Source organism: Saccharopolyspora shandongensis, assembly GCF_900106995.1.
Taxonomy (GTDB): domain Bacteria; phylum Actinomycetota; class Actinomycetes; order Mycobacteriales; family Pseudonocardiaceae; genus Saccharopolyspora; species Saccharopolyspora shandongensis.
Window position 1 is genome coordinate 18,987 of the sequence record NZ_FNOK01000025.1, and the last position, 12,973, is coordinate 31,959.

Here is a 12,973-nt window from a genome sequence, read left to right on the forward strand (position 1 = left end):
TTCGTGTCGCCATGGCAGCACAAAGTGCGCACGGGCCTGAATCGCCTCAGCTCCCGGTCGTCAGGACCGAGCCTCCGGCGTTCTCGTCGTCGCTGCCCAGCAGCAGGCCGCCGCCGACCTCGATCAGCGCCTCGACCTTGTGCCCGGGGAACTCGCCGAGCGGCTCCGGCTCCTGGTCGATGGTCAGGCGCGGCTCGCCGCCGTCGACGGTGAGCGTTCCGGCGGCGAACACGGCGGAGTCGAACGGCCCGTCGTCGCCGGAGTCGGACGCCGAGGACACCACGATCCGGCCGTCCGCGCGCAGCTTCAGGTCCGACACGTGCCGCACGTCCTTCGTCGGGTACGGCGCGCGGAACTCCTGCGTCTGCGCCTCGCCGAACTCTAGGCGCTCCTCGTCGAACTCGGCCGCGCGCAGCGTCGCGGGCCGGTCGTCCTCGCCGCGCTCGGCCCAGACCGCGAACAGCCGCCCGTCCGCCGCCAGCAGGCCGAAGCCCTCGTAGTTCTCGTCGTCGGCGCGGTCGGGCAGCTCGAAGGTGCCCAGGACGGTGGCGCCGCTGCGGTCGATCCGGACGTGGCAGGCGCTGCCGTCGCTGGCCAGCGCGATGTACTCGCCCGGCGAACCGGGGATCGCCTCGATCGCCTCCAGGTCGACCGGCAGCTCGCCCTGCCAGTCCAGCGGCTCGGCGCCGGTGACCTGCCCCTGCCGCAGCGACAGCCAGGACGCCCGGTTCTCGCCGTCCTTCTTGTTGTCCCGGACGATGATCGCCTCGGTCGCTTCGGGCGTGGCGTCGACGAGCGCGATCCCGCTGATCCCGGACTCGGTTCCGTCGCCGACCGGCTGCCAGTCCGCCTGATCCGGCGCGGCCGTCGCGGTGCCTGGCGACGCGAGCACGAGCGCCAGCGAAACGGCGCCGACGAGAGATCTGTGCACGGCAGAACCTCCAAGAGATCGGAACCCGGCGTCGATCTTTCGGCCCCTGCCGCACCGCGTCAACGGCCGTTAGGCGGAGTTCTCCGCGCAGCGAGAAGCCCTCCCCGGCCGATCGGCGAGGAGGGCCTTCGAGGTGCGGGTCAGCTGCCGAAGGTGTCCGGGTCGGGTCCGACGCGCACGCCGGTCTTCAGCGCCGTGATGGCGGCGACGTCGTCGTCGGCGAGCTCGAAGTCGAAGACCTCGAGGTTCTCCTTGATCCGCGACGGCGTGACCGACTTCGGGATCGCGATGTTGCCGAGCTGGATCTGCCAGCGCAGCACGACCTGCGCCGGGCTCTTGCCGTACTTCTCGGCCAGCGAGGCCAGCGCGACGTCGTCCAGCAGGCCCTTGCCCTGGCCCAGCGGGCTCCACGCCTCGGTGGCGATGCCGTGCTCGGCGTGGAACGCGCGCAGCTCGGCCTGCGGCAGGTTCGGGTGCAGCTCGATCTGGTTGACCGCGGGCACCACGTCGGTCTCGTCGAGCAGCCGGCGCAGGTGCGGGACCTGGAAGTTCGACACGCCGATCGCCTTGGCCCGGCCGTCGGCGTGCAGCTGCTGGAGGGCCTTCCAGGTCTCCACGTACTTGTCCTTGGACGCCACCGGCCAGTGGATCAGGTACAGGTCGACGTGGTCGAGACCGAGCTTGGTGAGGCTCTCGTCGAACGCCTTCAGCGCGCTGTCGTAGCCCTGCGAGTCGTTCCAGAGCTTCGTGGTCACGAACAGTTCCTCGCGCTTGAGGCCCGAGTCGGCGATCGCCTTGCCCACGCCTTCCTCGTTGCCGTACACCGCGGCCGTGTCGATGCTGCGGTACCCGGCCCGCAGCGCCGCCAGCACCGGCTCGACGACCTGGTCGGCCGGGACCTGGAAGACGCCGTAGCCCAGCTGCGGCATGTGAGCGCCGGTGTTCAGCGTGATGTTCGGAACCTGTGTCATGTGGGTGTTTTCCTCCGCCGATGTCGGATGGTTCGCCCCGCGAATGCACGTCGCGGGCTGGTGCCCGCCCTGCGGCCACCGTATTAGGTGCGTTCGGCCCCGGCTAGCCGATCTGCTCCGCGGGAAGCCCTCAGCCGACCTCGGCCGACTCGGTGGGCTGCGCGGCGCGGTGCGAGGCGGTTTTCCCGGCCCGCCGCGGCCGCCGGTCCAGCCGGCCGGAGACCAGCGCGAAGCCCAGGCCGACCACCGCGAGCAGGGCGCCGACCCAGCTCGGCGCGGTCAGCCCGAGGCCGGCCGCGATCACCAGGCCGCCGAGGTAGGCGCCCAGCGAGTTGGCGATGTTGAAGGTCGACTGGATGCTCGCCGAGCCCAGCGCCGGCGCCTCCTTGGCCTGGTCGAGGATCCGTGCCTGGATGCTGGGGATCGCCGCGAACCCGGTCGCGCCGATCAGGAACACCGTGATCGGCGCCAGCACCGCGCTGTGCGCGGTCACCACGAACAGCGCCAGGCAGGCCGCCAGCGCGCCGAGGAAGACGTACAGCGTCTTCATCGGGGCCTTGTCGGCGAGCCGCCCGCCGACCGCGGTGCCGACGGTCATGCCGACGCCGAACAGCGCGAGCAGCGGCGTGACCGCGGTCGGCGAGTAGCCGGTCACATCGGTCAGCACGGGCTTGATGTAGCTGTAGAAGGAGAACGTCGCGGCGAAGCCGAAGACCACGACCGCGAACGCCAGCCAGACCTGCGGGCGGCGGAACGCGCGCAGCTCGCCGCGCACGCTGACGTCGGCGGGCTTGGGCTGGTCGGGCACCAGCGCCGCGACCGCGGCCAGCGCGACGACGCCGATCACCGCGACCAGGCCGAACGCCCAGCGCCAGCCGAGCGCCTGGCCGAGCAGCGTGCCGACCGGGACGCCGACGATGTTCGCCACGGTGAGGCCGATGAACATCATCGAGATGGCCTGCGCGCGCTTGTCGGTGGCGACCAGGCTCGCGGCGACCACGGCGCCGATGCCGAAGAACACGCCGTGCGGCAGGCCGGCGAGGAACCGGGCGCCGAGCAGCAGCTCGTGGGTCGGCGCGAACGCCGAGCACAGGTTCCCGACGGTGAACAGCACGAGCATGCTCAGCAGCATCGTCTTGCGCTTGAACCGCATGCCCAGCATGGTCAGCAGCGGCGCGCCGATCACCACGCCGAGCGCGTACAGCGAGATGTAGCCGCCGGCGTCGGGGATCGACACCTGCAGGTCGGTGGCGACCTCGGGCAGCAGGCCCATCATCACGAACTCGGTCGTTCCAATCCCGAATGCGGCGATGGCCAGTGCCAACAGGGCAATGGGCAAGGAAGTCTCCCCTGAAACGAACGTGCCGGACTGGTTCTCGTCGTCCTCGCCGGTCGGGCGCACGGCGGTGCGCGGCGCATTCCGGTCTTCGAGAACGATTCAGGAAGGCGACTGACGGTGGCGCTCCCCAGACGTGTTCAACAGTAGTCCGGCGCCCCGCTGTTCCCGAAGTGGTTATGAACCGCGCCACGTCGGAAACCGCTCGTTCGGCCGAGCAGGCAAGGAAAACTCAGCATCCACAGTGGACCTGGCGCGGTGCGCGGTGCACATCCGGAGGGCGGTCGCGTTGTGCACTCTGGCAAAGAACAGAACGTGGAAACTATTCGCAACAAGCTGTCGGCCGCCCGCCGGTCGGTGATTTCGCGGCCGACTGCCAGGTCCTGGCCCGCTCCGAGCCGGTCCAAGCGGGCTGACCCGTCCAAAGGAAGGTGCGGGTTCAACTGAGCGTTTTTCATCCTGGTCGGCCCGCAGCCGCGGGTCGCAAAGCTGCACGTCGATGGAGTGCCGCATGCGCCGCAGGCGCATAGCCCACCTACGACACCTGCACCGCCGCGGGTTCACGGTGCCCACCCCTTCGGGGCTCCCTCGGCAAGGACGGCCCCTCCGCCGTGTATCGGACATACATCAGGAGGGGCACCCACAGACCAGGAAGCCTCTGAGGTTCCGCCACCCGCACCGCCACACAAATCGAGGTTGGAAAAACCTCACTGAAACCGAGGGTTTCGGTCAGCGGATGGTGCGGTAGCCGGGGTGGACTCCGGGCGTCAGGCCGTGGCTATTCGCCAGGCGCTCCAGGAGGGCCTTGAGCCGGGTCCGGTCGTCCTGGTCGAGGGCCCGGCAGAAGTCGGCCTCGTGCTCGTTCGCCACCGCGTGGACGTCGCCCAGCAGCTCGGTCCCCTCCTCGGTGAGGGCGAGTTCGTGGACCCGGCGGTCCCGGCTGCTGCGGGTGCGGGTGACCAGGCCGCGGCCCTCCAGCTCGTCGACGAACGCGACGACCTTGCTCGGCAGCATCCCGAGGTGCCCGGCCAGCGCCTGCTGGCTCAGGCCCGGCTTCGCGGCGATCATCCGCAGCATGCCCACCTGGGGCGGGGTCAGGTCGAGCTCGCCGACGCGGGCGGCGAACTTCGCCGCGGCGTGCGTGCCCAGCTGCGTGAGCAGGAACGAAACGCCGGGCGCGGGAAGGTCTGCTGCCACGCGAGCACTGTACAGAATCGTTCACTCGCCGAACGATTCTTGTTTCCCGCCGGGCCGCAGGCTGGCGTGCGCCTCCCGCTCCATGCGCTCGGCCATGTGCGGGTAATGCAGCTCGAAGGCGGGCCGGACCGAGCGGATCCGCGGCAGCGCCGCGAAGTTGTGCCGCGGCGGCGGGCAGGACGTGGCCCACTCCAGCGAGTTCCCGTGCCCCCACGGGTCGTCCACCTCGACCACCGCGCCGAACCGGTAGCTGGTGAAGACGTTGTACAGGAACGGCAGGATCGAGGCGCCCAGCACGAACGCGCCGATGCTCGACACGATGTTCAGCGCGGTGAAACCGTCGGACTCCAGGTAGTCGGCGTAGCGCCGCGGCATCCCCTCGGCGCCCAGCCAGTGCTGCACCAGGAACGTGGTGTGGAACCCGATGAAGGTCAGCCAGAAGTGCAGCTTGCCCAGCCGCTCGTCCATCATCCGGCCGGTCATCTTCGGGAACCAGAAGTACACCCCGGCGAACACCGCGAACACGATCGTGCCGAACAGCACGTAGTGGAAGTGCGCGACCACGAAGTAGGTGTCGGTGATGTGGAAGTCCAGCGGCGGCGCCGCGAGGATGACGCCGGTCAGCCCGCCCAGCAGGAACGTCACCAGGAACCCGACCGCGAACAGCATCGGCGACTCGAAGGTCAGCTGCCCGCGCCACATGGTGCCGATCCAGTTGAAGAACTTGATCCCGGTCGGCACCGCGATCAGGAACGTCGCGAACGAGAAGAACGGCAGCAGCACCGCGCCGGTGGCGAACATGTGGTGCGCCCACACGAGCATCGACAGCCCCATGATCAGCAGCGTGGCGCACACCAGGCCGGTGTAGCCGAACAGCGGTTTCCGGCTGAACACCGGGAAGATCTCGGTGACGATGCCGAAGAACGGCAGCGCCACGATGTAGACCTCGGGGTGGCCGAAGAACCAGAACAGGTGCTGGAACATGATGGCGCCGCCGTTGGCCGGGTCGAACACGTGCCCGCCCAGGTGCCGGTCGATCAGGAGCCCGAACAGCACGGCGGCCAGGATCGGGAACGCCATCAGCACCAGCAGGCTGGTGGCCAGGATGTTCCAGCAGAAGATCGGCATCCGCCACATCGTCATGCCGGGGCAGCGCAGGCAGACCAGCGTGGTGATCATGTTGACCGCGCCCAGGATCGTGCCCAGCCCGCTGAGGATCAGCCCGGCCGCCCACACGTCGCCGCCCGGTCCCTGGCTGAACATCCCGCGCGACAGCGGCACGTAGGCGGTCCAGCCGAAGTCGGCGGCGCCGCCCGGCAGCAGGAACCCGCTCAGCACGATCAGTCCGCCGAACAGGAACAGCCAGAACGACAGCGCGTTCAGCCGCGGGAACGCCACGTCCGGCGCCCCGATCTGCAGCGGCAGCACGACGTTGGCGAAGCCGAACACGATGGGCGTGGCGAACAGCAGCAGCATGATCGTGCCGTGCATGGTGAACAGCTGGTTGTACTGCTCCTGCGAGAGGAACTGCAGGCCCGGCTCGGCGAGTTCGCCGCGGATCAGCAGCGCCATCGAGCCGCCGGCGAGGAAGAAGAAGAACGAGGCGATCAGGTAGAGGATCCCGATGTCCTTGGGATCGGTGGTGCGCAGCCACGGGATCAGGCGCCTGCCCTTGACCGGTCGCGGCTTGGTGCGCGACCGGGTCGGAACCGGGGTCGGTTCGATCCTGGTGGTGGCCATCGGTCTCCTGCGGCGGCGCGAGAGTCGGAGCCGGAACCAACCCAGTCTCAACCCGCCCCCGACCACCCGCAATCGGCCGGGTCAGCCGTCGCCGTCGAGGTAGCGGCTCGGCGATGTCCCGACGGTGCGCTTGAACGCGGCGAGGAACGCGCTCGGCGTCGCATACCCGACGGCGTGCGCGACCCGGGAGACCGGCTGCCCCTCGGCGAGGAGGGCCAGTGCGGCGCGGAGCCGCGCGTGGGTGCGCCAGCGGTCGAAGGACATGCCGGTGTCGTGGACGAACAGCCGCGTCAGGGTGCGGCGGCTCACCCCGACGGCCCGGGCGTGCGCGTCCATGCTCCGCTGGTCCGCGGGGTCGGCGAGCAGCGCATCCGCCACGGCGCGGACGCGCTCGTCGGCGGGGCGCGGCACCTCGATGGGAGTGGTGGGCAGCGGGCGCAGCAGGTCGAACACGACGGCTTCGCCGCGCAGCCGCGCGTCATCGGCGAGATCGTCGCGGCCCAGGTACGCGATGAGCTGCGCCAACAGCCCGTCCACCCCGACCGGCGTGGGCTCGGCCCAGTCCAGGGCGCACCGGTCCGGCTCGAAGTAGAGGCTGCTCAGCACCGCATCGCGGGTCGCGCCGGTCCGGTGCACGACGCCGCCGGGCAGCCACAGCGCCAGGGTGGGCGGCAGAACCCAGTGGACGTCCCCCACGGCCACGCCGAGCACGCCGCGCCGGGTCCAGGCCAGCTGGTGCTGCGGGTGGCTGTGCTCCTCGAACTACTGCCCCGACGACAGCGGGAAGTTGCCGACGACGATCGCCCCGATTCCAGGCGGGACGGCGCCCGCGATTGCCTCGGCCATGCCGCCGAGCCTATGTCCTCAGCACGACATCATTCGTCCTGGTAGCGCATCGCGGACAGGATGGCCGCTGCATAGCGTCGTGGCATGTCGATTGATCATCGCCAAAAGCACCGCGCCAGGACGGCGGAATGACGACCACCGTGGCCGCGGGCCGCCGCGGGCCGGCCCTGGTGGTCCTGTGCTTCGTGCAATTCATGCTCGTCCTGGACGACACCGTGGTGAGCGTCGCGCTGCCCAGCGTCCGGGACGACCTCGGCTTCAGCGCCGCGGGCCTGACCTGGGTCGTCAACGCGAACTTCGTCGCCTTCGGCGGACTGCTGCTGCTGTTCGGCCGCGCGGCCGATCTGTTCGGCCGCCGACGCGTGTTCCTGAGCGGTGTGGCGCTGTTCGGCGTGGCGAGCCTCCTCTGCGGGATCGCGCAGGAGCCATGGCAGCTCGTGGCCGGACGATTCGCCCAGGGCGCGGGCGCGGCCATGGCGAGTCCGGCCGCGCTGGCGCTGATCACGCTGCTGTTCCCCGGCCCCGAGGAGCGCGCCCGGGCGCTCGGCATCTGGGGCGGCATCGCCGGGCTGGGCGGCACGGCGGGCCTGGTGATCTCCGGCGCGCTGACCGGCCTCGCGTCCTGGCGCTGGATCTTCCTGATCAACCTGCCGATCGCGGTCGCGGCCCTCGCGCTGCTCCCGCGCCTCGTCGCGGAGAGCCGGGCGAGCCGGCCGGGACGGATGGACGTTCCGGGCGCCGTGCTGGGCACCGGCGCACTCGTGTCCCTGGTCTACGGCCTGCTCCAGACCGCCGAGTCGGGGTGGGGCGACATCGCCGCCGTCGGGCCCCTCGCCCTCGCCGCCGTGCTGGCGGTGTCGTTCGTGGCGGTCGAGGCCCGCGCTGCTGAACCGCTCGTGCCGCTGTCGTTCCTGGCCGTCCGCATCCGTGCGGTGGCCAACTGCGCGTCGTTCCTGTTCTCCGCCGCCTTCTTCGCGATGGCCTTCCTGCTGATGGTGCACCTGCAGACGGTGCTCGGTTACCAACCGCTGACGGCGGGCCTCGCCTACTTGCCCTACGCCGCCGGCATGCTCACCGGCCTGTGGCTCTCGTCCCGCGCGGTGCTCAGGTTCGGGATGCGGCGGACGCTCGTCGCGGCATTCCTGATCGGCGCGGTCGGCCTGGTTCTGCTGGCCGGCGTGGGACCGGGCGACGACTACGCGACGGTCGCGCTGCCCGGCATGCTCGTCACGAGCCTCGGATGCGGTCTGGGCAATCCCGCCCTGGCGATCGCCGCGGTCGAGGGCACCACCGAGCAGGACGCGGGACTCGGCTCGGCCGTCTTGAGCTCCGTCCAGCAGGTCGGCGGAGCCGTGGGGGTGGCGGTGCTGGTCGCGCTGGCGGCAGGTCGCGCCCAGGCCGCCGATCCGTCGGAGGGTTTCTCGCTGGCGCTCACCGTCGCAGCCGCGCTCCTCGCCTTCGGCGCGCTGCTCGTCGCCGCACTGCTCGGGAAGGGCTCCCGCGCGTGACCCGGCTCAGGCCGCCTTCTCGATGGCGGCGAGGGCCATCCGGTGCAGCAGCCGCGACATCGCTTCGGCGTCCAGGTGCGCGCTGTAGGGCGTCGAGTTGATCAGGCCGAACACCGCGTGCGCGGCGGCGCGCGCGGTCGGGCGGTCGAGGTCCGGCCGGACCTGGCACAGCACGTCCACCCAGACCTCGACGTAGCTGCGCTGCAGCTCGCGGACCTTGTGCCGGTCGGTCTCGGCGAGGCTGTCCAGGTCGCGCATGTGCACGGTGATCAGCGCCGGGTTGGCCAGCGCGAACTCGACGTGCCAGCGCACCAGCCGGTCCAGCGCGTCGCGCGGGTCGGCGGCGGCGCCCACCCGGTCCTGGCCGCCGAGCAGCAGCCGGTCGCTGATGCCGGTGAGCAGCTCCGCGAGCATCGCGTCCTTGCTGCGGAAGTGCCGGTACAGGCCGGGGCCGGAGATGCCGACGGCGGCGCCGATGTCGTCGATGCCGACGCCGTGGAAGCCGGAGCGCGCGAACTTCTCCGCCGCGGCGGAGAGGATCTGCTCGCGGCGGGACGGCTTGGCTGCATCGGTGGACATCAGCGTCGATACTAGACGAAAGCTGTTAGTCATCGTTAACATCGGTTGCGTTAACGATGACTAACTCCCGGTGGAAGGTGCCCCCGCATGGATGCGCCCGCCCTGCGCACGGCCGTTGACCCGGACTCGGCGGAGTTCGCCCGCTACACCGAGCAGCACGCGAAACTCGTCGACGACCTCAACACCCAGCTCGGCCGCGCCCGGCTGGGCGGGCCGGAGAAGGCCCGCATCCGGCACGTCGAGCGGGGCAAGCTGCTGCCCCGCGACCGGGTCGACGCGCTGCTCGACCGCGGCTCGCCGTTCCTGGAGCTCTCGCCGATGGCCGCGCACGGCCTGTACGACGACGAAGCGCCGTCGGCGGGCATCATCACCGGCATCGGCCGGGTGTCCGGGCGGGAATGCGTGGTCGTGGCCAACGACGCCACCGTCAAGGGCGGCACCTACTACCCGATCACGGTGAAGAAGCACCTGCGCGCGCAGGAAGTCGCGCTGCACAACAACCTGCCGTGCCTCTACCTGGTCGACTCCGGCGGTGCGTTCCTGCCCAGGCAGGACGAGGTGTTCCCGGACCGCGAGCACTTCGGCCGGATCTTCTACAACCAGGCCACGATGTCGGCCCGCGGCATCCCGCAGATCGCCGCCGTGCTGGGCTCGTGCACCGCGGGCGGCGCCTACGTCCCGGCGATGAGCGACGAGGCGGTGATCGTCCGCGAGCAGGGCACCATCTTCCTGGGCGGCCCGCCGCTGGTGAAGGCCGCGACCGGGGCCGAGGTGACCGCCGAGGAGCTCGGCGGCGGCGAGCTGCACTCGCGCACCTCCGGCGTCACCGACCACCTGGCCGTCGACGACGCGGACGCGCTGCGCATCGTCCGCTCCATCGTCAGCACGCTCGGCCCCCGCGAGCCCCGGCCCTGGGACGTCGCGCCGGTCGAAGCGCCGGCGGTCGACCCCGACGAGCTCTACGGCGCGGTGCCGACCGACAGCCGCACCCCGTACGACGTGCGCGAGGTGATCGCGCGGATCGTCGACGGCAGCCGGTTCGCCGAGTTCAAGCACGACTACGGCCAGACGCTGGTGACCGGCTTCGCCCGCATCCACGGGCACCCGGTCGGCATCATCGCCAACAACGGGATCCTGTTCAGCGAGTCGGCGCTCAAGGGCGCGCACTTCATCGAGCTGTGCGACAAGCGGTCCATCCCGCTGGTGTTCCTGCAGAACATCTCCGGGTTCATGGTCGGCAAGGAGTACGAGGCGGGCGGCATCGCCAAGCACGGCGCGAAGATGGTCACCGCGGTGGCCTGCGCCCGGGTCCCCAAGTTCACGGTCGTCATCGGCGGTTCCTTCGGCGCGGGCAACTACTCGATGTGCGGCCGGGCGTACTCGCCGCGATTCCTGTGGATGTGGCCGAACGCCCGGATCTCGGTGATGGGCGGCGAGCAGGCGGCATCGGTGCTGGCGACGGTGCGCCGCGACCAGCTGGACGCCCGCGGCGAGCAATGGCCGGTCGAGGACGAGGAAGCGTTCAAGCAGCCGATCCGGGACCAGTACGAGCACCAGGGCCACCCGTACTACGCGACGGCGAGGCTGTGGGACGACGGCGTGATCGACCCGAAGCAGACCCGGACGGTCCTCGGCCTGGCGATCTCGACGGCCGCCAACGCCCCCCTGGAACCAGTCTCCTACGGCGTCTTCCGGATGTGAGCCATGAGTTTCCGCAGCTCAGGTCCCGTGCGTGTTTTGTGCTGCTATAGCGACACAAAACACGCACGGGCACTGACCAGGCAAGACGTTGCGATCCTGCCGTTCGGCAAGGCGAAGGGATGACGATGCGGCACTTCGACACGGTGCTGGTGGCGAACCGGGGCGAGATCGCGGTGCGCGTGATCCGGACGCTGCGGCGGCTGGGCATCCGCTCCGTCGCGGTGTTCAGCGACGCCGACCGCGGCGCGCGGCACGTCGCCGAGGCCGACACCGCCGTCCACATCGGACCGAGCCCGGCCACCGAGAGCTACCTCGACGTCAAGCGCATCCTGGACGCCGCGCGCGGCACCGGGGCCCAGGCGATCCACCCCGGTTACGGCTTCCTCGCCGAGAACGCGGGCTTCGCCGAGGCGTGCGCGCAGGCCGGCATCGAGTTCATCGGCCCGCCGGCCTCGGCGATCGATTCGATGGGCGACAAGATCCGCGCCAAGCAAACGGTTTCGGCCGCCGGCGTCCCGGTGGTGCCCGGCCGCAGCGAGCCGGACATGACCGACTCCGACCTGCACGCGGCGGCGATCGAGATCGGGTTCCCGGTGCTGCTGAAGCCCTCCGCGGGCGGCGGCGGCAAGGGCATGCGGCTGATCCACGACGAGTCCACGTTGGACGATCAGATCGCCTCGGCGCGCCGGGAGGCGCGGTCGGCGTTCGGCGACGACACGCTGTTCGTCGAGCGCTTCGTGGCCCGCCCGCGGCACATCGAGGTCCAGGTGCTGGCGGACGCGCACGGCAACGTGGTGCACCTCGGCGAGCGCGAGTGCAGCCTGCAGCGGCGGCACCAGAAGATCATCGAGGAAGCCCCGTCGCCGCTGCTGGACGCCGAGACCAGGGCCCGCATCGGCGGCGCGGCCGTCGACGCCGCCCGCTCGGTGGGCTACGTCGGGGCGGGCACCGTCGAGTTCATCGTCTCCGCGGACCGGCCGGACGAGTTCTTCTTCATGGAGATGAACACCCGCCTGCAGGTCGAGCACCCGGTGACCGAGCTGGTCACGTCGGTCGGCGGGCAACGCGGCGTCGACCTCGTCGAACAGCAGGTCCGCGTCGCCGCGGGCGAGCCGCTGCCGTGGGCGCAGGAGGACCTGTCGATCGAGGGCCACGCGGTGGAGGCGCGGGTCTACGCCGAGGACCCGGCCCGCAACTTCCTCCCGACCGGCGGCGACGTCCTCGCCGTGCACGAGCCCTCCGGGCCCGGCGTGCGGGTCGACTCCGGGGTGCGCGCGGGCGGGCGCGTCGGCTCGGACTACGACCCGATGCTGGCCAAGGTCATCGCGTGGGCGCCGAGCCGGGCCGACGCGCTGCGCCGCCTGGACGCCGCGCTGGCCGACACGGCGGTCCTCGGCCTGCACACCAACGTCGCGTTCCTCCGCGCGCTGCTGCGGCACGAAGACGTGCTGGCGGGCCGCCTCGACACGGGACTCGTCGAGCGCGACCTGACCGAGCTCATCGCGGAGAGCAACACGACGCCGGAAGACGCCTACGTCGCCGCGGCCCTGGAGCGGCTGCTCGCGGGCGAACCGACCGACCCGGTCGTCGACCCGTGGGACACGACCGACGGCTGGCGGCTCGGCGAGCCCGCCTGGAGCACCTGGCGCTTCGCCGGAACACCCGACGAGGTCGCCATCCGCCTCCGCGGCCGGTCCCGTGACGCCGCAGTTTCAATTGAAACTGCGTCAGGACAGGCAGCCTCCGTCGAAACCGTCCACCGGGCCTCTGTCGAGGCGCACGGCGACGAGCTGACCGTCACCTACCGGGGCCGCACCCGCCGCTACCGGTACGCGCACGTCGACGGCACCACGTGGCTCGCCGCCGACGGCCGCGCCTGGGCGCTCGCCGAGCACCGGATGCTCGCCGACCGGGGCGGCAGCGGCGGCCGGTCGGACGGCGTGGTGACCAGCCCGATGCCCGGCACGGTGCTGGTCGCCGACGTCAGCCCGGGTCAAGAAGTCCAGAGTGGACAAAGATTGTTCGTGGTGGAGGCGATGAAGATGGAACACACCGTCACCGCGCCGATCGACGGCGTAGTCGCCGAAGTGCATGCAAGGAAGGGGCAGTCGGTCGGACTCGACCAGCCGCTGGCTGTCCTCGCCGCTCAAGAGGAGGCCTGATC

10 protein-coding genes and 1 pseudogene are annotated in these 12,973 nt (G+C 71.0%); 3 read left to right on the forward strand and 8 right to left on the reverse strand.

Annotated elements, in window-relative coordinates; translation table 11 throughout:
• Positions 1-46: 46 nt before the first annotated feature.
• The 7 genes and pseudogenes from BLW84_RS24490 to BLW84_RS50165 all read right to left on the reverse strand — a co-directional run.
• Complete coding sequence (locus BLW84_RS24490; RefSeq protein ID WP_093269321.1) at positions 47-931, reverse strand: hypothetical protein; 885 nt, start codon at positions 929-931, stop codon at positions 47-49.
• 140 nt (positions 932-1,071) lie between these two features.
• Positions 1,072-1,902 (reverse strand): aldo/keto reductase, encoded by an 831-nt coding sequence (locus tag BLW84_RS24495; protein ID WP_093269323.1) that lies wholly within the window; start codon positions 1,900-1,902, stop codon positions 1,072-1,074.
• Positions 1,903-2,032: 130 nt separating this feature from the next.
• The gene (locus BLW84_RS24500; protein ID WP_093269569.1) at positions 2,033-3,241 is read right to left on the reverse strand and encodes an MFS transporter; all 1,209 of its coding nucleotides are present in this window, start codon (positions 3,239-3,241) and stop codon (positions 2,033-2,035) included.
• 726 nt (positions 3,242-3,967) lie between these two features.
• Positions 3,968-4,435 (reverse strand): MarR family winged helix-turn-helix transcriptional regulator, encoded by a 468-nt coding sequence (locus tag BLW84_RS24505; protein ID WP_093269326.1) that lies wholly within the window; start codon positions 4,433-4,435, stop codon positions 3,968-3,970.
• Between the two features lie 21 nt (positions 4,436-4,456).
• A complete protein-coding gene (gene ctaD, locus BLW84_RS24510) occupies positions 4,457-6,175 on the reverse strand; it encodes an aa3-type cytochrome oxidase subunit I (protein ID WP_093269329.1) in 1,719 nt (572 codons plus the stop codon).
• A gap of 81 nt (positions 6,176-6,256) precedes the next feature.
• A complete protein-coding gene (locus BLW84_RS50160) occupies positions 6,257-6,511 on the reverse strand; it encodes a helix-turn-helix domain-containing protein (RefSeq protein ID WP_342743176.1) in 255 nt (84 codons plus the stop codon).
• Positions 6,512-6,739: 228 nt separating this feature from the next.
• Positions 6,740-6,925 (reverse strand): annotated as a pseudogene (locus BLW84_RS50165) (AraC family ligand binding domain-containing protein); the annotation flags it as partial.
• 224 nt (positions 6,926-7,149) lie between these two features.
• Between BLW84_RS50165 and BLW84_RS24520 the strand changes: the two are divergent.
• Complete coding sequence (locus BLW84_RS24520) at positions 7,150-8,529, forward strand: MFS transporter (RefSeq protein WP_093269332.1); 1,380 nt, start codon at positions 7,150-7,152, stop codon at positions 8,527-8,529.
• Positions 8,530-8,535: 6 nt separating this feature from the next.
• Here BLW84_RS24520 and BLW84_RS24525 read toward each other — a convergent pair whose 3' ends face one another.
• A complete protein-coding gene (locus tag BLW84_RS24525) occupies positions 8,536-9,108 on the reverse strand; it encodes an SACE_7040 family transcriptional regulator (protein WP_093269335.1) in 573 nt (190 codons plus the stop codon).
• Positions 9,109-9,195: 87 nt separating this feature from the next.
• On the opposite strand from BLW84_RS24525, the gene BLW84_RS24530 reads away from it, so the two are divergent.
• Together BLW84_RS24530 and BLW84_RS24535 are read left to right on the forward strand one after the other, a co-directional pair.
• Entirely contained in the window at positions 9,196-10,809 is a 1,614-nt protein-coding gene (locus BLW84_RS24530) for a carboxyl transferase domain-containing protein (RefSeq protein ID WP_093269338.1), read from the forward strand.
• A 119-nt stretch (positions 10,810-10,928) separates the two neighbouring features.
• A complete protein-coding gene (locus BLW84_RS24535) occupies positions 10,929-12,971 on the forward strand; it encodes an ATP-binding protein (RefSeq protein ID WP_093269341.1) in 2,043 nt (680 codons plus the stop codon).
• Positions 12,972-12,973: the final 2 nt, after the last annotated feature.

Coding starts and splice junctions, on each gene's coding strand:
- BLW84_RS50160 (WP_342743176.1), bottom strand. CDS start 6,511: ATGGACGCGCACGCCCGGGCCGTCGGGGTGAGCCGCCGCACCCTGACG.
- BLW84_RS24530 (WP_093269338.1), top strand. CDS start 9,196: ATGGATGCGCCCGCCCTGCGCACGGCCGTTGACCCGGACTCGGCGGAG.
- BLW84_RS24495 (WP_093269323.1), bottom strand. CDS start 1,902: ATGACACAGGTTCCGAACATCACGCTGAACACCGGCGCTCACATGCCG.
- BLW84_RS24535 (WP_093269341.1), top strand. CDS start 10,929: ATGACGATGCGGCACTTCGACACGGTGCTGGTGGCGAACCGGGGCGAG.
- BLW84_RS24525 (WP_093269335.1), bottom strand. CDS start 9,108: ATGTCCACCGATGCAGCCAAGCCGTCCCGCCGCGAGCAGATCCTCTCC.
- ctaD (WP_093269329.1), bottom strand. CDS start 6,175: ATGGCCACCACCAGGATCGAACCGACCCCGGTTCCGACCCGGTCGCGC.
- BLW84_RS24520 (WP_093269332.1), top strand. CDS start 7,150: ATGACGACCACCGTGGCCGCGGGCCGCCGCGGGCCGGCCCTGGTGGTC.